Genomic DNA, 20013 nt, shown 5'->3' with positions numbered 1-20013 from the left:
GGATCTATTTCTGGTTGTATTGTACCATGAGTGTGCTTGCTGATCCCACCTTCATAAGGAAGCCGGTCAGCAAGAATCTTAAAAAACTGCTCTCCTATCTTAAAAAACTTCACTCGCCCAATGGGGCTGCCATGTTACAGTTAAGCTGGATGAATCTCTTCTATCGTGGTGACATACATTCGGAGGTGAGGTAATGAACAGAACCATCCGGGTACTGCTCGCGGATGATGAACCGGTCATCCTGCGCGGGCTCAAGAAGCTCATCTCCTGGGATAGCCTGGGACTTGATATTGTGGGGGAAGCGTGCGACGGTTATGAACTGAAGGCCATGATCGACAGCTGTAATCCCGACCTTGTCATCAGCGACATCAGCATGCCGGGTTTCTCCGGTATAGATATTATCCGTGATATTCATGACTCCGGGCGAGCCATCAAGGTTGTCTTTATCAGCGCTTATCAGGAATTTGCATATGCCCGGCAGGCACTGCAGTACGGGGCACTGGATTATCTGGTCAAGCCGGTGAACACCGGTCAGCTGGAGCAGGTGGTATCCCGCGCCGTTGCGGTGATCCGCCAGGAATCAGAAGAAGAACGCAATAAGGAAATGCTCAAATCCTATGAGCGGAAGAGCCTGTCCATGACGGCCCAGGAACAGCTGGAGCAGTTGACCGACGGCAACAAGGCCGCCGCCACCGCGCTGGCCCTGATGGGCAATACAGCCATTTCCCGATATGCCAGCGTGTGTGTAATACAAACGGATGAATACAGCGACCAGCCCTCTCGCTGGGAGGAACGTGAACGCAAGCTGGTGGAATTCGCCTTGTCGAACATCATCAAGGAAACGGTGGATGGAATCGGCAATGGCTATGTTTTCCGCAAAGGAGAACGCTTCGCGGTTCTGCTCCAGCATGAGCATGTCAATGAACCCCTGCAATGGATGGAGGATCTGCACCAGAAAATTAACAGCTATCTGAAGCTGCAGGTATCGATTGGCATCGGCCAGCCCATGAGTGGAATGGAAGAGGCGGCTGAGTCCTACCGCTCCGCTTTGAAGGCGCTCAAATCCAGATATTTTGCCGGCTTAAACCGGGTTATTCCCTATGCAGCCGAAGAGATGGTGCCTGTGCCGTTGTCCAGACTTGCATTCATTCAAGCAGGTTTATCGGAAGCGCTTAAATTACTGGACAGGGAGCGGCTTGGGCATTTGACCGGAGAGCTGCTGGAAACGGTGCGTCTTCTGTCGGGAGGCAGCCGGAATCAGGCGGTCTCCCATGTGTACAATGCCATCATCCAGCTGGAGCAGGATTTGGCCGATTTCGGCTCGGATGCCGGACTGCTGAATCCACCGGACAAGCCGCTGCTGGAGAAGCTTACGGATGCTCCGACTTTCGCTGCGCTGCAGCAGGTGTTTGAAGCCGTGCTATATAACATGTTTAATCAACTAACCTGCAGAATCTCAGGCAAAGAAGTGCCGCAGCTGCTGCAGGTGAGAAGCTATGTGGAGGCGCATTTTGCCGAGAATATCACGCTGGAATCGATGGCCGCGCTGGTTTACATGAATCCCTATTATTTCAGCAGCTTCTTCAAGAAGCATACCGGGCAGAATTTCAAGAATTACGTTACAGAGGTAAGAATGGATCATGCGCTCAAGCTGCTGCTGCAGAATGATCTGATGATCTACGAAATTGCCGACCGGGTAGGTTACAACAACGCACGGCATTTCAGCGATATGTTCAAGAAGCAGTTCGGCAAGCTGCCGCAGGAATACAAACAGTCCTTTAAGAATTAAACAGCCAGAGGATGTTATAAAGAGAAAGTAAAGGAGATGGCACATGCGGATCCGGGGGCGGAGAACGAAGAGTATTTTTGTGAAATTTTCCGTATCCTTTCTGCTGGTCGGACTGATTCCGCTCCTGGCGCTCAGTTTTTTTTCCGTGAAGACTTTCTCCGGTTATGTGGAGCGTTATACGACCAGCAATTTGCAGCAGATGGTGCTCTATATGAGCTATAATCTGAATTCAGCGTTCAATCAGTACAATGAAGTGTCCAAGTTGATGTATACGGGGCGTTATGAGGGTTTCATTGAGAGCTATTCGCAGAATCAGACGCAGAATGTGAATGTGCTGGAGCAGATCAACAGTATTCCGATTGATTCCTTCCTGAAAACTGTATTGTTCAGCGATCCGTATATCTCGGGTGTGCAGTTTATCCGCAGCTCGGACGGCAAAATATATTATCAGGAGCGGGGCAACCGGTCGCTGAACAGTGAAACGGTCCCGGATGAGGAGTGGCTGGCCAAGATGGCAGAGGACCCATCAAAAGTAGCTATCTTTCCTGCGCACATGGACAGTTATTTCTATGGATCTGGACGCCAGGTGTTTACGATTGGCAGAAGCCTGATTGATACCTCCGGGCGGGTGACCAAGGAGCCCAAGGTGGTAGGGACCCTTTTTCTGGATATTGATACTTCCTTGTTTCAGCAGTTTTTCCGGGAACTGAGCCTGGGTGAAAAGGATGAGCTGTATCTGCTGGACGGGGAGGGCAGGACTTACTTCAGCAATCAACCGGCCTCCGCCGGCCTCCTCACACCGAAGCTCCGGGAGAATGATGAAATGATTGTGCTCAGCGAGAAAGTCCCTTTTCTGAACGGGCAGGTCATTGCGAAGGTTCATCGCGGTAGCTTGTTTGAACAGCTGCTGTCTGCGCGGGCTACGGTATATCTTGCGATCATGATCTGTGCTTTGGTGATGATTGTGATGGGGGCATGGTTCTCACGGCGTCTTGCCGCTCCGATCCGGGAGCTGATTAAGCAGATGGCCGTTGTGGAGTCAGGGAAGCTGGATATCCAGCTTACGGTGAACAGCAACGATGAGATGGGCAGGCTGGCCCACGGGTTCAACCGGATGGTAGAGCGTCTTCGGATCTATATTGATGAAGCTTATGTGGCCCAGATCAAGCAGAAGCAAACCGAACTGAGCGCGCTGAAGAGCCAGATCCGCCCCCACTATTTGTATAATACGCTTGAAGTGATCCGGATGAACGCCGTGGACAAGGAAGCGGGGGAAGTAGCGGATATGATTCTCGCCTTGTCCAATGAGCTGAAGTATGTCATCGATTACGGCGAAGAACGAGTAAGCATTGCCAGCGAGCTTGCGCATCTGCAGAATTATTTCTATATTATTTCCGTCCGCTATGAGAACCGGTTCGAGCTGAAGCTGGATATTGCCCCGAATATTAATATGGAATGGCCGATTCTGAAGCTGTCGCTGCAGCCGATTGTAGAGAATGCCGTCCAGCATGGTCTTCGCCAACAAGGGAAAGGTACGGTAGGCATTACAATCGAACGAAGAGATCAGGTGCTGGCGGTCACCATCTATGATGATGGCATCGGGATGAATAGGGACAATCTCGCCCGTATCAACAGTATCCTGGACAATGCCGAAGCGCCCAGCAAGAATGTGGGGCTGAAAAATGTGCACGAGCGGATCCGCTCCAGCTTCGGGGAGGAATTCGGCCTGTCCGTCAGCAGCAGAGAGTATATCGGAACCTCTATCACGCTGACCTTTCCGGTTATCAACGAATAAGGAGGTGAATTGGAATGCCCAATTTAGCAAGGGCGAAGCTGCCGGTACTGCTGCTTGCAGCCGCTGTCACCCTGTCAAGCTGCGGAGGCAAAAATGATTCGGGCGGTACAGAGAATCGTGCGGGCTCTCAGGCTGAGAGTTCGGACACCGCGGCCGGAGCGCAGGAAGTGAGCTTCACCATAGCCTACGCGGCGGGTGATCCGGCTACCAAGCAGGCTATTGGGGTCACGATCCAGGCCTACATGGAAGCCCATCCGAATGTGCACATCCAGGATATCAGCGAGAATAGTTCTGCAGCGTATCTGGATTGGCTGAAGATTAAGGATGCGGTAGGGGAGTTCCCCGATCTGATGGAGATGCGTGATACGGAGGCTTTTGCGGATGCGGACAAAATCGCCCCGCTCCCGGAGGATTTGGTGGAGATGTTCGATCAGCCGCCGCAGGTGGACGGGAAGGTATGGAACGCGCCGTTGTTCTGGAATGCGCCTCAGGGAATTATATACAGCAAAAAAGCATATGCGGATGCCGGAATCATGGCGCTGCCCAGAACCTATGACGAGTTTCTAGAGATCCAGAAGAAGCTGAAGGCCAGCGGAATTACTCCGCTTATTGTGGGCGGCAAGGATATATTTCATATGGGGTTCTGGGTTAACAAATTTCTGATTGATGAACTGTATGCTGCAGATCCGGACTGGAATGCCAAGCGCACTGCGCAGGAAGTCAGCTTCAGCGATGAGCCTGCGGTTCAGGCGATGACGGATTTCAAATACCTGTTCGATAATTATGTTGATCCCGGCTGGTTAAGCACAGGTGACAACCAGACAGCATCGTTCCTTGTAACCGGCAAGGGAGCGCAGCTGTTCTCCGGTTCCTGGATGTTCTCTCAGATCTCAGAAGCCGATCCCGGCTTTGCATTCGGATTCTATGCGATTCCGGATCGCGAAGGGAAGGTGAATGTGGTGGGCCTCCCGTCCCCAGCCGGCTGGTCCTTGTCTGCCGAGGCCGCCCGGGATACCGTCAAGACACAGGCGATTAAAGATTTCATTACCTTCTTTTTCTCGCCGGAGCCCTATGCCGCATTCCTGTCCAGTATCCATGGCATTCCTTCAACCAAGCAGAAGTTCACTTCTGAGGGCGGGGAGCAAATGCAGGTGGTGCTGGACCTGATGGCTGATCCTGATGTTGCCAAATCACTGATGATCAACAATTGGTGGGGGATAATCGGATACCGCAGCAGTTCCGCAACTGGTATTACAAGCTGCTGCAGGAAATGGTTGTGAAGGACGGCAATGTATTGGAATATATGAAACGGGCCGATACTGAATACGACAGGCAGGTAGAGGACAATCTGCAGTAACCAAGCAGCAGGTTCATGGAATCCCTCGGGAGCACTTCAGACTCCGCCTTGGGTGAACCATGGGCTCTATATCGCACAGTACAGCAACGGAGGTCCCCTGACCTCCGTTTTTTTTATTTTCATTCCTGTTAAAATTCCTCTTAAATTTACCACACACCGCTCTTAAAAAAGTTCATTCTAACCCTGAAGGCGGGGTGCTATTCTTGAAACACAAGGAAACGCTTACTAGCGATGATGCGCACATCGGGTTTACGGTTTCCAAGCTGTACACAAAAGGGGAGGCTACTAAAGATATGACGAAGAATACAATCACGAAATTGTCCATAATGCTGCTGACCGCAACAACTGTGCTAACCGCTTGCGGCGGAAATAACAATAACAATGCCAGCGGAGGCAATACGGCTACTAAGCCTGCATCGGAAACACCGGCAGCAAATGCCGACGCCGCCGCCAAGAAAGAGATAAGCTTCACGATCGGCTATGCATCCGGTGATCCGGCGACCAAAAAAGCCATTGCCGACACTGTGAAAAAATATACCGACGCAAATCCGAATGTTACGATCAAGGATCTCAGTGAAACCTCATCTGCCGCCTATCTCGACTGGCTGAAAACCAAGGATGCGGTGGGTGAATTCCCGGATCTGGTGGAGATGCGCGATACCGAGGTATTCGCCGATGCAGGCAAGATTGTCGAGCTTCCGGCAGATCTTCTGGACCTGTTCGAATCTCCGCCGCAGGTGGACGGGAAGGTATGGAACGCTCCGCTCCAGGTCAACTCGCCCCAAGGTATTATTTACAGCAAAAAAGCTTACGCGGATGCAGGTATTGCCGAGCTTCCCAAAACCTATGACGAGTTCATTGCCATTCAGGAAAAATTGAAAACTGCAGGTATTACACCGCTTGTTGTAGGCGGTAAGGATATTTTCCATATGGGCTTCTGGGTCAACAAATTCCTGATCGACGATGTCTTCTCCAAAGATCCGGACTGGAACTCCAAACGCACGGCCCAAACCGTGAGCTTCACAGATCCCAATGTGGTTCAGGGCATGACCGATTTCAAACAGCTGTTCAAAAACTATGTAGACAAGGGCTGGCTGAGTACCGCCGACAACCAGACGGCTTCCATTCTGGTCTCGGGCAAAGCCGCCCAGCTGTATTCAGGCACTTGGATGTTCACACAAATTGCTGAAGCCGATCCAAACTTTGAATTTGGCTTCTACGCTATCCCTGACCGGGAAGGCAAATTAAACGTGATTGGTCTTCCTTCACCGGCCGGCTGGTCCCTCTCCACCGAAGCAGCCCAGGATGCCGACAAAACGGAAGCCATCAAATCGTTTATCCGCTTCTTCTTTGAACCGGAACAATATTCGGCTTACCTGGCAACAATCAATGCCATTCCAACCACTAAAGAAAAAGTAACCTACGACACAAGCGAGCAGATGCAGGTGGCGCTTGACCTTGTTGCCGATGCCAATGTTACCAAGTCCCTGGCCATCAACAACTGGTGGGGCGACAATCTGATTCCTCCGCAATTCCGCAACTGGTACTACAAATTGCTGCAGGACATGGTGATGAAGGACGGAGACGTAACAGATTATATGAAACAGGCGGATACAGAATACGACAACCAGGTCAAAGCCAATTCACTGTAAGATATAGCGCCGGAAGAGGAACCTCCGCTTCGGTGGAGGTTCTCTTATATAAAGCAGGCGCCCGGGAGGGGAGAGCAACTATGGCTACATCTATCGTTAACGCGGACAAGTCATTCATAGCCAGAGAGAAGCCGAAAAAGAAAAAGAAAAAATGGCAGTCCTACGCATTGCTGTTCATACTTCCATCATTTCTGCTCTACACCTTGTTCGTCATCGTTCCTACGGTGGGAAGCGTCTACTTAAGCTTCACGTCATGGGACGGAATCAGCAGTGACATCCGTTATATCGGGTTCGCCAACTTCGTGGAGATCTGGAACAGTCCACGGGTGCATAATGCGCTTAAGAATACCATGGTTATGACGATTTCCCTTGTACTGCTGGAGAATATTGCAGCCATCGCTATGGCGATGATGGTCGATAAGGTGCGGTGGTTCCGCAATTTGTTCAGAAGTATATTCTATTTCCCGACCCTGCTAAGCGGGATCGTAATGGGCTTTGTCTGGGCCATGATTCTGAATTACAACTTCGGTGTGTTTAATCAGATTCTGAGCGCTATCGGTTTAGGAGACTATATCGTGGATTGGCTGGGCAATCCGAAATATGCCATGCTGTCGATTGTTCTGTCTACGGTCTGGAAAGGCGCGGGTTATTACATGATCATTTATCTGGCCGGACTGCAGGGTATCCCGCAGGAGCTTAACGAGGCGGCCAGCATTGACGGCGCAGGCGGCTGGCAGCAGTTCAGGCATATCACCTTCCCGCTGTTGGCAGGCTCGATGACGGTGTGCCTGGTGCTCTCCATGATCAGTGCGCTGAAGATATTTGACCAGATTGCCGTAATGACAGACGGCGGCCCCGGGTTTGAGACCGAGACATTAACTTATATCATTTATAAAGTTGGCTTCGGCGAGCTAAGGCAAGGGTTCGGCACCGCGCTTGCTATGGTCCTGTTCCTGATTATTCTGCTCATTACAGTGATCCAGGTTAAGGTTCTTCAGAAGAGGGAGGTGCAGCTCTAAGATGACCTTGCAGACCAAACGAAGAATCACAGAAATCCTATTGTTCGTCATTACACTTCTGGTTGCGGTAATCTTCTTTTTTCCGATTTTCTTCAATCTGATGTCGGCCTTCAAGAGCAATGCTGAGATCATGCGTGACGCGATTGCTCTTCCCACAAGCCTGTATCTGGACAGCTTCAAATATCTGCTCACCGAAACGGAATTTCCGAGAGCCATTCTTAACAGCCTGATTCTGACCGTTGTGGCGATTGTGGCACAGGTGCTGATTATTCCGATGGCAGGGTATGCTATTGAGCGCAGGAATGCCCGCTGGACCCGCTTTATCTTCGTATATTTTCTCGCGGGGATGATGATTCCCTTCCAGGCATATATGATACCTCTCTTCAAGGAGCTTCGGGTGCTGGGTTTATACGGCGGTCTTGCCGGACCGATCCTGATTTATGTTGCCGGAGCTGTAGGCTTCGGATGCCTGCTCTATACCAGCTTCGTTAAAGGCATTCCGCGGGAGATCGAAGAAGCGGCGGAGATTGACGGATGCTCGCGTTACGGAATTTTCTGGAGAATTGTATTTCCGCTGCTGGGACCGGTTACGGCAAGTATGGTGGTACTGAATGGTCTGGGAATCTGGAATGACTTCCTGATGCCGATGCTGGTGCTGCCTTCAGGCCAGGCCAAGACGATGGTGGTGGAGATTTACCGTTATATCGGGGAATTCTCCTCGCGGTGGGATATGATTTTTGCCGGAACAGCCCTGTCGGTTGTGCCTGTGCTGATTGTGTTCATCTTCCTGCAAAAGTATTTCGTCAAAGGAATTGCCTCTGGGGCAACCAAGGGGTAAACACATAGAAAACCGGAGATGTCCCGAAGCGAGGTTCGTTCGCTGACGGGCATCTTTTAAGGTTAAGCTGTATGGCGCTGAAGCAGGCACTGAAATAATGAACGGGTTACCGTCCCTGCGAATCTTAAGTGGATTTGCCGGGTTCCTTAGTAAGCTGGCGGTAGCCCATCGGAGGCAGTCCGGTCCAGCGTTTGAACTGCTTGCTGAAATGGGAAATATCGCGGTAGCCCAGCCGGTGGGCAATATAATCGACAGACAGGCTGTTGTCCATCAGCAGCAGCTTGGCCTGGCGGATAATCAAGCTGGAGAGATATTGCCGCGGCGACATGCCATAAATCTGCCGAAACACCCGGTTGCAGTGCGTAGGGCTGTAGCCCAGACTTGCCGCAATAGCCTCAATCCCCCCGCCTCGTTCACCCGTAACTGCAGCTGTGCTCACCGAGGCCTGCAGCAGTCCTTCCACCGCGCTGGCCAGCGCGACTGTATTCTCAGTAATGCCAAGCTGTGCGCTGTCGGAATAAGGCATCTCCGCGAGCACCCAGCCGCTCAGCGCAGTCAGCAGCTGCAGGGAAGCATGAAGGGTAACCATGCGGTTCCTGTGCGAGTCCAGCGAATCGCTGAGAATCGTCGAGCTGATAATGACATCCAGCGCCTCGCGGATCGCCCGCAGCTCAGGGGCATCGCCGCTGAGGCTGATCGAATCCGCAGCCAGCAAGGCGCGTCGCAGCAGTAAATCGTCAATATCGAAATGCAGGCAATAATAAGTCATTTCAGCCGCTGTTCCGGAACCGAGGCTGGCATGCTTCACACCCGGGCGGATGAACAGGATATCGCCGCTTCTCTGCACAAAGGTCTCGCCCCCGACCACCATCTGCTGCTGTCCTTGCAGAACAATATTAATCTCAAACATCGGATGCGTATGGCCGGGATATTGCCAGGCCAGATTGACTTTGCGCCAATGCGCGGCAAAGATATGAAAGGCCACTTGAATGTCAGGTGACATCCGGCCGTCAAGGGAATTGGAGATGCCGGGTTCAATCGGATTCACGGTCCAGCCTCTTTCGCTAGTAGAATTTGGCTCTATTATAGCATAAGCTTGTGCGGATGGTTGATTTGCCCAAATAAAAGCAGGGTTTAACCCTGTCGCCATCGGCCAAAAGCCGATACCATTTGGGTAGAGCCCTGAGATCAATCGGGCACTATTATGCAAGAAGGAGTGTTCTACATGCAGCAAAACCGCTTTTTTAATGCCCATCACTCACCTATCGGTGCGTTCGCCAGCTTCACGCTGGGTTTCAAGGGAGCCTCTGGAGGATTTGATCTGGAGCAGGGCAAACCGCCCAGACAAAACATATTCATCGGTCTGGAACGAAAGGACGGCAGCGGTTACGATACGCTTCCGTTCCACGAATCTGCCGAAGAGGATGAGAGCAAACGTTATGATATCGAGAACCCCGACCCTAACCCGGACAAGCCGAAGCTGCTGTTTCCGTTCGCTGACGCGGAGATCACCCGTGAGCTGCGCCTGTCTACAGACAGCTGGTCGGCAGGTGATCTGACCTTCCGCATTCTGTCGCCGGTGCGTCCGGTGCCAGACCCCGAGTCGGCTTCCGAGGCTGAGCTGAAGGATGTGCTGCTGCCGGCTGTGCTGGTGGAGATCGAGATCGATAATCGGGACTCTGCTGCGGCTCGGCGGGCCTTCTTCGGATTCCAGGGTAATGATCCGTACAGTGCCATGCGAAGAATCGACGGCTCCCGAACCCTGACCGGTGTTGGCCAAGGCCGGTTTCTGGCAATTGCCTCCCAGCAGGGAACGGTGAAATCGGCGCTGCATTTCTCCATGGAGAATATTCTCATGGCAGAGCTTGAAGAGAACTGGTCCTTTGGTCTGGGGCGGGTGGGAGCACTGATCATGGATGTGGCAGCTGGAGTGCGGCAGACCTACCGCTTCGCGGTTGCTTTTCACCGCAGTGGATATGTCACTTCCGGAATGGACGCATCCTACTACTATACCCGTTATTACAGCAACGTCGAAAGTGTTGCCGAATATGCCTTGTCCCGGTTCGCGGACTTGAAGCAGGCAGCCGAGCAAGCAGACTCAGGACTGGCGGAAGCAAAGCTCTCGGAAGACCAGTCTTTTATGCTGGCTCATGCCATCCGCAGCTACTACGGCTCTACCCAGCTGCTGGAGCACAGCGGCAAGCCGTTCTGGATTGTTAATGAAGGTGAATACCGGATGATGAATACGTTTGACCTTACGGTAGACCAGCTGTTCTATGAGCTGCGCTATAATCCGTGGACCGTGCGCAATGAGCTGGATATGTTTGTAGAGAGATACAGCTATGAGGACAAGGTACGTTTTCCGGGTGAGACGGAGGAGTATCCCGGAGGGATCAGCTTCACGCATGATATGGGCGTAGCCAATGCGATCTCCCGGCCGGGGTATTCGGCTTATGAGATGTATGGACTGGACGGCTGCTTCTCCCATATGACCCATGAACAGCTGGTCAACTGGGTGTTGAGTGCGGCGGTCTACGTCGAGCATACCGGTGACCGGGCCTGGATGGAGGGCAACCTGCCCATTCTGGAGCGTTGTCTGGACAGCATGCTGAGTCGTGACCATCCCGATCCGGAGCAGCGCAACGGGGTGATGGGTCTGGATAGCACGCGCGCGATGGGCGGTGCAGAGATTACGACCTACGACAGTCTGGATGTATCACTGGGACAGTCCCGCAACAATATTTATCTGGCCGGCAAATGCTGGGCCGCCTATCTGGCGATGGAGCGGATCTTCACAGCCCACGGTAAACCGGAGCCTGCCAGAGTGGCCGGAGAACAGGCGGTTAAATGCGCGGCGACGATAGAAGCCAGTGTGACGGAAGGTGGCTATATCCCTGCCGTGATCGGTGAAGGCAATGATTCGAAGATTATCCCTGCGATAGAAGGGCTGGTATTCCCTTATTACACCGGCTGCCAGGAGGCGCTGGACCGAAATGGGCGTTTCGGCAGCTATATCCGGGTGCTGGAGCGTCATCTGGAGGTAGTGCTGCAGCCTGGGATTTGTCTGTTTGAGGATGGCGGCTGGAAAATCTCCTCTACCAGCAACAACAGCTGGCTAAGCAAGGTGTATCTCTGCCAGTTCATCGCCCGGACCATTCTGGGGCTGGAATGGGGCGAGCAGGGACGCCAGGCGGACGCTGCCCATGCCGCCTGGCTGACCCATCCCGAGCTGTCGATCTGGAGCTGGAGCGACCAGATCATCTCAGGTCTGATTACCGGCAGCAAATATTATCCTCGTGGGGTCACGGCTATTCTGTGGCTGGATGAGCAATAATTCATCATAATGTGAATAAAAAAGATGCCTGCAGGCCGATTGATGGCCTAGGCATCTTTTTTTGGGAATTATAAGGCCCATGCGGCTGAAGGGCGCTAGAAGATCCGGTGCTTCCAGCCGTTAAGCTTGGCTATGGCTTCCACATAGTAATAATCGCCGTAGATTAACGACACATCAATGAAAGAAGTGCCGCTGCCTGTGCCATGCAGCAGGATGGCTTCGTGCTCCGGCTGATCCCAGGTGGCGTAGTTCTCGGTCAGCGAACGCAGAATACGTTCGGCGGCATGGGCATACAGTGATCGCTCGGCCGCAGGCACAACATCAGCTAATTCAAGCAGACCGGAGGCAGCGATCGCGGCAGCCGAACTGTCGCGGAACAACCGCTCATCATCTCCCAGGCGGAAATCCCAATAAGGCACATGATCCTCCGGCAGGGCGGCGATGAAATAATGGGCAATCCGTTTGGCGGTGTTCAGGAACCGCTCGTCGCTGGTATGGCGGTAAGTATTCGTGAAGCCGTACAGGCCCCAAGATGTGCCACGGCTCCAGGAAGAGTCAGGAGCCCGTCCCTGGCCGCCGAAGCACTCCAGGTATGCTCCTGTTTCGGCATCAAAAGATAGAATATGTTTGGTCGAACCATCCTCACGGATACCGTGCTGCATGGTAGTTTCAGCATGGCTGATGGCAATATGCTTATACCTGGGGTCTCCGGTAACCTTGCTGGCCCAGAAGAGGAGCGAGATGTTCAGCATGCAGTCGATGATCACCCAGCCATATTTGTCCTCGTTCCAGGCACGGATAAACCTGCCTGCCGGGTTGTAACGGGCAGCCAGGAAGTTGGCGGCTTCGATACCTCTGCGCAGACCCTCCTCATCCCCGGTGAGGGTGTGTTTGATTACCGCAGTCGGCAGGAACTGGAACCCTACGTCGTGGTGCAGCTCTAACGTGGGTTTAATAAACCACTGTTCCAGTGTGCCATCCCAATGCCAGGCAGCTTCCTTGTAGATTTCTTTGCCGGTCATGTCATGCATGATCCAGAGCAGACCCGGCCAGAAGCCTGTAGTCCACCAGTCGGAGGCAATATCGTCAAATTTGCCGTCCTCCCCGGCGAAATGCGGACATTTATCACCGATCTGAGCGATCATCCGCTCGGCTTTGCTGTCCAGCCTGTTCATGATTTCCTGCCAATAGGGTTGACTCATGGGTTGAACCTCCTGTGTAATTGCTGATTTCATGTTATCTTCCAGAACTCTGCTGGAATCTCTTAGAGTATATCGATTAAGCGTATGCAGAAGTTGTAATAGAATATTAGAAAATATTCTGATTTTGTCATGTTTCCATTGCAGATAGGCCAAACAGCATCTTAAACTCCAGTGCATGTCCATAAGCCAGCAGTCTTCGGACAAAATACAAACATTTTCTCATATTTATTTATAACTATGGAAGCCGGCTGCAGCTTATTATAGGGACCGGGAGCTTATAAAATGAAAACAGAGCAGATTGAAGCAGAAGCAACAGGGAGGATACAAGCATGAGTATAGTACAGGTAGATGTAGCCCCGAAGGATATTCCGGCAAGGGAAGATTTCCTGGTGCGTGTACGCCCGACCGGCGGGGAGTGGCAGGAGATATTTGTGTATGAGGTCAAGGTGGATATGCATAAGGTGCGGCCGGCATCGCTGGCTTTTTTTGATCTGGAAGGGACTGCAGAGGTTGAAATTACTTGTCTCTACACAGCGGTGTCCAGCATCAGCATTGCGCCTGCATCCCGCGGGATCACTTGTATGCCGGAAGGGAACACACTCAGATTCACATTGGATGGGCCACAAAAGCTGTCGGTTGAAATTAACGGGGAGCGCTTCCGCAATCTGCATTTGTTCGCCAATCCGCTGGAGCTGCTGCCGCCGCTGCCGGAGGAATCGCATGTGCTGCTGCTGAAGCCGGGCATACACCGCACGCAGGATATTCTGCGTCTGCTGGATACAGCCGATGCAGCCAGCGGCGAGAAGCCGTCGGTGCTCTATTTTGCTCCGGGTACCCATTATATAGAAGAAACAGTGTTGCCTGTTCCATCGGGAACTACCGTATATCTGGCGGGTGGTTCAGCGCTGGTGGGTTCGCTGGTGTGCGATCATGTTGAGGATGTGGTTATACGTGGGCGCGGGATCATCTACCTGGCTGATTTCCACCGTTATTCGGCTTTCCGGGGCGTGCGTATTGTGTTCTCCAGCAAAGTGGCCGTGGAAGGCATTACGGTGATTGATCCGCCGCATTACAGTATCTTTATCGGCCAGTCTTCAGACGTCAGCATCAGTAATTTCAAAGCCTTCAGTACCCGCGGCTGGTCGGACGGCATTGATATCATGTCCAGCACGGATATTGCGGTCCGCGATGTGTTTATGCGTAATTCGGATGACTGCATCGCCATTTATGGTTCACGCTGGGACTACTATGGAGACAGCCGCAATATCAGTGTGCGCGATTCCATTCTCTGGGCAGATGTGGCTCATCCGCTGATGATTGGAATACACGGCGACCATCATCGGAACGGGGATCTCATTGAGAATCTTGTGTTCGAGAATATCGATATTCTGGAGCACCATGAGCCGCAGGAGAATTATTGGGGGGCGTTAGCGATTAATGCCGGCGACCGCAATACGGTGCGCAATGTGCTCTACAGCAACATCCGGGTGGAGCATATTGAGCAGGGACAGCTGTTTGATGTGCGTGTCGTGCAGAACAAGGATTACAACCCGGAGCCGGGAACCGGCATTGAGAACATCACCTTCCGCGATATTGTGTTCAGCGGTGGGATGGTCCAGCCCTCCCGGATCTACGGCTTCGATGAGCAGCGGACTGTCGACGGCGTAACCTTCATGAATCTGGTGATTAACGGAGAGCGGGTGGACTCTGCCGAGACTGAACAGGTTCTGACCAACGGGTTCGCACGGAATATCGTGTTTGCCACAGAATAAGCTGCCATTGTATTCTGGTTCATCCGCCTGGGCATCCTCAGTTGCTTTTGCGGTATTTAAGCGGTGTTGTGCCCAGTACTTTTTTGAACAGCTGGTTGAAATAAGAGGCATTGGGAAAACCAACCGCGATTCCAATCTGCTCCACACTCAGATCGGTAGTGCTGAGCAGCCGGCAAGCCTGCTTGATTCGCCGTGCGGTAAGATAGTCGACCAGGCGGCTGCCAGTCTCCTGATGGAAGATCCGTGAGACATAGGACTTGGAGAGATGAGTTTCCTCTGCCAGCTGGTCGAGCTTCACTTCCTCATGATAATGGTCTTCGATCCAGTGCATGATGGTTTCAGAGTAGCGCAGCGGACGAAGTTCGCTGCGCTGCAGCAGATTCCGGTGCCCATCGCCTATGCAGCTCAGCAGCTGAAGCAGAAGGAGGGTAATGCTCTCGGTATCCTCCTCCGGGCTCCGGCTGCTCTGCTGATAGGTATCCAGTACCCACTCCATTACCGCCGCTTGGTCCTGCAGGTCGAACGCACCGAGTGTATCCTTACCCTGCCACAGCGAGGAGAACATCGTTTTGCTTCTGGCAAAGCCGGTGAGCAGCTTCTCCGCCACATGGGGATCAATATAGAAGATGGAACGCTTAAACGGCCGGTCCGGGGAAACCTCGGAATAAATCCGGTGCAGCTGATAGGGCTGGAAGAAAAACAGCATGCCCCGTCGAATATCATACATCTGTTGATTCACGACCACGTTTCCAGTACCTGCATGGATTAACATAATCTCACAGCATTGATGCCAGTGATAATAACCTTTGTAATGGTCGTCGGTATACAGCTTGGGATTGAAAACCAAGGTATGTGGCCCTTCAAAAATAACGGGTTCAAACAGCTGTTTCATAGCGCCTCCATCATGACAAAAAATAAACATTTTGTGGTACTGTCCATTATACCTGTATTCCAAATGAAGGCGATATAAAAAATTGGGGAATTCGCTGGAAATAACAGGACAAAGCAAAATAAACTCATTATCCTATTTCAGGAGGTCCTCAGCCATGACTATTATATTGCTACTTCGACCTTTGAATGGTTTCCCGGCGTGGAAATTCACCACTCCAGAGATCTGGTGAACTGGAGAACGCTTACCCGTGTGCTGACGACTGAAGCGCAGGTGAGTCTCCGCGGCAACGGAAGCTCAGGCTCGATCTGGGCACCGGCGTTGTCCTACCACGACGGACTCTATTATCTGCTCTACACCGATGTGAAGTCGCGCCAGAGTGTATACAAAGACCTGCATAATTATCTTATTACCTCTGAGAATCTGCTGGGACCCTGGAGCCAGCCGGTACGGTTAAACGGCAGCGGATTCGACCCATTCCTGTTCCATGACGAGGACGGCCGCAAATGGCTGCTGAACATGCGCTGGGATTTCCGCAAGCAGCACAGCAGCTTCTCAGGGATTGTAATGCAGGAATATGACCCTCACACCGGCAAGCTGACCGGGCCGATCCATGAGCTCTACCACGGTACACCGACAGGCGTAACGGAAGGCCCGCAGCTGTACAGACGCGGCGGTTATTATTATCTGCTGGTCGCTGAAGGCGGAACAGGTGTCAATCATATGGTGACACTGGCCCGCAGCCGTACTCTGACCGGTCCCTATGAGACTGACCCGGATTTCCCGATCATGACCACAGCACATGATCTGACTTATCCTTTCCAGCAGGCAGGACATGGCTCACTGGTCGAAACGCAGAGCGGCGAGTGGTATATGGCACATTTGTGCACGCGTCCCATCCCCGGAACGGCGACCCTGAACCCACTCGGGCGGGAGACGGCGATCCAGCGCTGCGAATGGACGGAGGACGGCTGGCTGCGTCTCGCACACGGCGGGAAGCTGCCTGCGCTTGAAGTGGAGGGCCCGGACCTGCCGCTGCATCCGTTTCCTGCTGTGCCCGGGCGGGACGAATTCGACCGTGACCAGTTGGGGGCGCCTTACCAGAGCCTGCGGGTGCCGATTGAACCGGACTGGGCCAGTCTCAGCGAACGTCCAGGCTATCTGCGGCTGAGAGGACGGGAGTCCTTGGCCTCTAATTTCGACCAAAGCTTGGTTGGTCGGCCGATTCAGCATTTTGCCTGCGAGATCTCGACCTGTCTGGAGTTTGCGCCTGAGCACTTTATGCAGATGGCGGGACTTGCGCTCTACTATGATGACAAGGACTATTATTATTTACGTGTTACAGCGGATGAGCTGCGCGGCCCCTGCCTGGGCGTCGTGATGTGCAGGGGCGGCCAATACGATGAGCTTACCTCCATGCAGATTTCGGTCAGAACCTGGGAGAGGTATTATTTGAAGGCTGCAATCCAGGGCCGTGAACTGGTGTTCTCGGCTTCCCCGGACGGCATCACCTGGACGGCGGTCTGTACGCCGCTCGATTTCGGAACCTTATCCGATGAATACGGCGGCAAGCTTGGCTTCACCGGCTCATATGCCTGCTTGTGCGCCCAGGATCTGGACCAGCAGGCGCTGCCGGCTTATTTCGCCTATTTTGAATATAAAGCACTCAGTTGACAGGAAGTTAATATGCTACAGCATGATCAGATCCAGGATGGTATCCATGGGGAGTAATATAAGGAAAAACACCCAAATGAGAGGCAATAATGCCTTTGCGATGTGCGAGCCCAAAGGCTACAAGTAAGCAAAAATAAGACCCCCCTTATTTACCCCTCCCAAAAGTCCACATTAGTTCGTTGAACCATCCAATGGCACGTTGCCGAGCGATCTTATGATCTACAAGGTGGCGGAGAGGGGCGTATACCACAATGTGCCGGCAGCTGAAGAAGCTATTCATGAAATACGTAGGCAAGCTGCCGGGTATTATTGAAGCGTATCATCCCGGCGAGGCCCTGCTGAACGTAAGCAACCTTCCCTCACATCTGTGAACGCAAACAGACAGTCTTGCTCATCTAGCGCAAGCAAACAAGCCCGCGCATATGCACGCGGGCTTGTTCGTCGTTAATACAGCACTTCAATATGCTGCTCCTTCAGCGCTTTCAGCCAGGCGTCCGAAGGCTTGCGGTCGGTAATCAGGCAGTCAACCCGCGCCAGCTCGACCAGCTTCGTGAAGGCTATTTTGCCAAATTTGGTGTGGTCGGCCAGCAGCACGACTTTCTCGGCCTGGCGCAGCATGTATTTCTTCAGTTCGCATTCGGGTTCGTTGGAATCAGTAATGCCCTGGTCCAGATCAATCCCCTTGCAGCTGATCACTGCTGTATCCACGTTGTAGCGCTGGATCGTATCATGGGCAATCGGGCCAACGAGAGAGAGAGAGCGGTAACGAAGGGAACCGCCCGATGAAATGATGTTCATGCCTGAATTAGCGAACTCATGCAGAATATTGACCGAATTCGTGATAATGGTCAGGTTATTTTTGTTACCCAGCAGCTTCAGGAATTCAAAGGCCGTCGAGCTGGGGTCAACCATTAGCGTATCGCCGTCCTTGATCAGGCCCAGCGCCTTCAGCGCAATATTGCGCTTGATGTCCGTGTTGATGGCATTGCGGGTGACAAAAGGCAGATCCTCATTCGTATGGCGGTTCAGCATCGCACCCCCGTAGGTGCGGCTAAGAATACCGTCTTTCTCCAGCTTCTCCAGATCCCTGCGGATCGTTTCTTCCGTTACCTCGAACATCCGGCTTAAATCGGCCACGAGCACTCTTTTGTCCTGATGAACCAAATCTATAATTCTCTTACGTCTTTCCGCAGCCAGCATCACAATCACCTTCCGGAGTTATCTATATTCAACAACTATAATTGATCTTATTATATTCTGCACAAAACAGACAGTAAACAAATAAAAACAACATTATTATTATTTTATTTGTTGACAACAAAGATTTGCGAAGCTACGATGAGAAGGTGAAGATTCTCTGAAAGCGCATAGCATTCGGAGCACGCCAGAGCCGGCCCGCTGAGATCCTCGGAGGCCAGCCTGAGGAGCTGCAGCCGGAGCCATTTTCTCTTCCGGAACTGCAGGAGAACGTTAGAAAGAGCAGGAAACTAGAGTTTTGCTGAAGAACAAATTATCGGGAGGCTGGTCAATCAAATGAGTACACATGTCTTTTATGTTCCGTCCATCAATATTATGGGCAAAGGCTGTCTGCAGGAAATCGGTCCTTATATTCAGGAGCTGAATCTGAAGAAGGCGCTGGTGGTAACTGATAAATTTCTGATGAAGAGCGGCATCGCCGGCAAACTGCTGGCTGTGCTGGATGCAGCGGGCATTGAGTATGTTGTCTATGATGAAGTGAAGCCCAACCCCACTTGCAAGAATGTGCATGACGGGGCGGATTTCCTGAGAGCCAATCAGTGTGACTACCTGATCTCCATCGGCGGCGGCTCGCCGCAGGATACCGCGAAGGGGATTGGCATCATCGCCACCAATGGCGGCCATATCAAGGAGTATGAAGGCGTTCATAAATCGAAGAATAAAGCGCTGCCGATTGTAGCGGTCAACACAACCGCCGGTACATCTGCAGAAGTAACGATTAACTATGTAATTACCGATGAAGAACGTAAAGTGAAGATGGTTATGGTTGACAAGAATAGTCTCGCTACCATTTCCGTCAATGATCCGCAGCTGATGGTGGATAAGCCGGCTGATCTTACAGCAGCTACCGGGATGGATGCCCTGACCCATGCGATCGAAGCACTGGTGACTCCGGGAGCCTATCCGGTTACGGATGCCACTGCACTGGCTGCCGTAGAGCTGATCTTCGCGAACCTTGCCCGTACAGTCAAGAACGGCCATGACATCGAAGCGCGTGAGCAGATGGTCTATGCCATTTTCCTCGGCGGATTGGCCTTCAACAATGCCGGACTGGGTTATGTGCATGCTATGGCGCATCAGCTGGGCGGGGTATATGATTTGCCACATGGCGTCTGCAACGCAATGCTGCTGCCATTTGTGGAAGAAGAGAATGCCAAGCATGTGCCCGAGAAGTTCAGAGCTATCGCCAAAGCCATCGGCTTGCAGGTGGAAGGCAAGAGCGACAAGGAATGCGCAGATTTCGTGATTGAGTCGATCAAGGCCTTGTCCAAGGAAGTGGGCATTCCGGCGAAGCTGTCCGAGCTGGGTGTGGATGAAGTCGATCTGGACCTGTTGTCCGAGAACGCGATGAAGGATGCCTGCGCACCGGGGAACCCTTTTATTCCGACCAAAGAAGAGGTTATTGCCCTGTTCAAAAAAATACTCTAGCTATCAT

14 protein-coding genes are annotated in these 20013 nt (G+C 52.4%); 10 read left to right on the top strand and 4 right to left on the bottom strand.

The window, feature by feature from the left end; genetic code table 11:
- The first annotated feature begins 193 nt into the window (after positions 1–193).
- The 6 genes from B9T62_RS15975 (at position 194) to B9T62_RS15950 (ending at position 8450) form a co-directional block, all read left to right on the top strand.
- The gene (locus B9T62_RS15975; protein WP_087916166.1) at positions 194–1789 is read left to right on the top strand and encodes a response regulator; all 1596 of its coding nucleotides are present in this window, start codon (positions 194–196) and stop codon (positions 1787–1789) included.
- 43 nt (positions 1790–1832) lie between these two features.
- Entirely contained in the window at positions 1833–3584 is a 1752-nt protein-coding gene (locus tag B9T62_RS15970; RefSeq protein ID WP_087916165.1) for a cache domain-containing sensor histidine kinase, read from the top strand.
- A 14-nt stretch (positions 3585–3598) separates the two neighbouring features.
- Positions 3599–4864: an ABC transporter substrate-binding protein gene (locus tag B9T62_RS15965; RefSeq protein WP_245864474.1), complete on the top strand. Its 1266-nt coding sequence runs from the start codon at positions 3599–3601 to the stop codon at positions 4862–4864.
- Between the two features lie 370 nt (positions 4865–5234).
- Positions 5235–6593, top strand: coding sequence for an ABC transporter substrate-binding protein (locus B9T62_RS15960; protein ID WP_087920294.1), 1359 nt, complete (start codon positions 5235–5237; stop codon positions 6591–6593).
- 80 nt (positions 6594–6673) lie between these two features.
- Positions 6674–7612: a carbohydrate ABC transporter permease gene (locus tag B9T62_RS15955; RefSeq protein ID WP_087916164.1), complete on the top strand. Its 939-nt coding sequence runs from the start codon at positions 6674–6676 to the stop codon at positions 7610–7612.
- Position 7613: 1 nt separating this feature from the next.
- Positions 7614–8450: a carbohydrate ABC transporter permease gene (locus B9T62_RS15950; protein ID WP_211296464.1), complete on the top strand. Its 837-nt coding sequence runs from the start codon at positions 7614–7616 to the stop codon at positions 8448–8450.
- 124 nt (positions 8451–8574) lie between these two features.
- Here B9T62_RS15950 and B9T62_RS39130 read toward each other — a convergent pair whose 3' ends face one another.
- Positions 8575–9498 carry an AraC family transcriptional regulator gene (locus tag B9T62_RS39130; RefSeq protein ID WP_169834393.1) on the bottom strand — a complete coding sequence of 308 codons (924 nt, stop codon included), beginning with the start codon at positions 9496–9498 and terminating at the stop codon, positions 8575–8577.
- Between the two features lie 177 nt (positions 9499–9675).
- Here B9T62_RS39130 and B9T62_RS15935 point away from each other — a divergent pair, with 177 nt between their 5' ends.
- Positions 9676–11784 carry a glycoside hydrolase family 52 protein gene (locus tag B9T62_RS15935; protein ID WP_087916162.1) on the top strand — a complete coding sequence of 703 codons (2109 nt, stop codon included), beginning with the start codon at positions 9676–9678 and terminating at the stop codon, positions 11782–11784.
- 95 nt (positions 11785–11879) lie between these two features.
- Here B9T62_RS15935 and B9T62_RS15930 read toward each other — a convergent pair whose 3' ends face one another.
- On the bottom strand, positions 11880–12986 hold the full coding sequence (locus B9T62_RS15930) for a glycoside hydrolase family 88 protein (protein WP_211296463.1): 1107 nt from the start codon (positions 12984–12986) through the stop codon (positions 11880–11882).
- Between the two features lie 329 nt (positions 12987–13315).
- On the opposite strand from B9T62_RS15930, the gene B9T62_RS15925 reads away from it, so the two are divergent.
- Positions 13316–14758, top strand: coding sequence for a glycosyl hydrolase family 28 protein (locus B9T62_RS15925; protein ID WP_087916160.1), 1443 nt, complete (start codon positions 13316–13318; stop codon positions 14756–14758).
- 37 nt (positions 14759–14795) lie between these two features.
- Here B9T62_RS15925 and B9T62_RS15920 read toward each other — a convergent pair whose 3' ends face one another.
- Entirely contained in the window at positions 14796–15650 is an 855-nt protein-coding gene (locus B9T62_RS15920; protein ID WP_169834392.1) for an AraC family transcriptional regulator, read from the bottom strand.
- 126 nt (positions 15651–15776) lie between these two features.
- On the opposite strand from B9T62_RS15920, the gene B9T62_RS15915 reads away from it, so the two are divergent.
- A complete protein-coding gene (locus B9T62_RS15915) occupies positions 15777–17321 on the top strand; it encodes a glycoside hydrolase family 43 protein (RefSeq protein ID WP_211296505.1) in 1545 nt (514 codons plus the stop codon).
- 444 nt (positions 17322–17765) lie between these two features.
- On the opposite strand, the gene B9T62_RS15910 is transcribed toward B9T62_RS15915, so the two are convergent.
- Positions 17766–18521, bottom strand: coding sequence for a DeoR/GlpR family DNA-binding transcription regulator (locus B9T62_RS15910; RefSeq protein ID WP_087916157.1), 756 nt, complete (start codon positions 18519–18521; stop codon positions 17766–17768).
- 333 nt (positions 18522–18854) lie between these two features.
- On the opposite strand from B9T62_RS15910, the gene B9T62_RS15905 reads away from it, so the two are divergent.
- Positions 18855–20006 (top strand): iron-containing alcohol dehydrogenase, encoded by a 1152-nt coding sequence (locus B9T62_RS15905; protein ID WP_087916156.1) that lies wholly within the window; start codon positions 18855–18857, stop codon positions 20004–20006.
- Positions 20007–20013 lie beyond the last annotated feature (7 nt).

This window comes from Paenibacillus donghaensis, from assembly GCF_002192415.1.
GTDB classification, from domain to species: Bacteria; Bacillota; Bacilli; order Paenibacillales; family Paenibacillaceae; genus Paenibacillus_AQ; species Paenibacillus_AQ donghaensis.
This window is presented reverse-complemented; position numbering and strand designations above follow the sequence as displayed.

Coding starts and splice junctions, on each gene's coding strand:
- B9T62_RS15975 (WP_087916166.1), top strand. CDS start 194: ATGAACAGAACCATCCGGGTACTGCTCGCGGATGATGAACCGGTCATC.
- B9T62_RS15970 (WP_087916165.1), top strand. CDS start 1,833: ATGCGGATCCGGGGGCGGAGAACGAAGAGTATTTTTGTGAAATTTTCC.
- B9T62_RS15965 (WP_245864474.1), top strand. CDS start 3,599: ATGCCCAATTTAGCAAGGGCGAAGCTGCCGGTACTGCTGCTTGCAGCC.
- B9T62_RS15960 (WP_087920294.1), top strand. CDS start 5,235: ATGACGAAGAATACAATCACGAAATTGTCCATAATGCTGCTGACCGCA.
- B9T62_RS15955 (WP_087916164.1), top strand. CDS start 6,674: ATGGCTACATCTATCGTTAACGCGGACAAGTCATTCATAGCCAGAGAG.
- B9T62_RS15950 (WP_211296464.1), top strand. CDS start 7,614: ATGACCTTGCAGACCAAACGAAGAATCACAGAAATCCTATTGTTCGTC.
- B9T62_RS15935 (WP_087916162.1), top strand. CDS start 9,676: ATGCAGCAAAACCGCTTTTTTAATGCCCATCACTCACCTATCGGTGCG.
- B9T62_RS15930 (WP_211296463.1), bottom strand. CDS start 12,986: ATGAGTCAACCCTATTGGCAGGAAATCATGAACAGGCTGGACAGCAAA.
- B9T62_RS15925 (WP_087916160.1), top strand. CDS start 13,316: ATGAGTATAGTACAGGTAGATGTAGCCCCGAAGGATATTCCGGCAAGG.
- B9T62_RS15920 (WP_169834392.1), bottom strand. CDS start 15,650: ATGAAACAGCTGTTTGAACCCGTTATTTTTGAAGGGCCACATACCTTG.
- B9T62_RS15910 (WP_087916157.1), bottom strand. CDS start 18,521: ATGCTGGCTGCGGAAAGACGTAAGAGAATTATAGATTTGGTTCATCAG.
- B9T62_RS15905 (WP_087916156.1), top strand. CDS start 18,855: ATGAGTACACATGTCTTTTATGTTCCGTCCATCAATATTATGGGCAAA.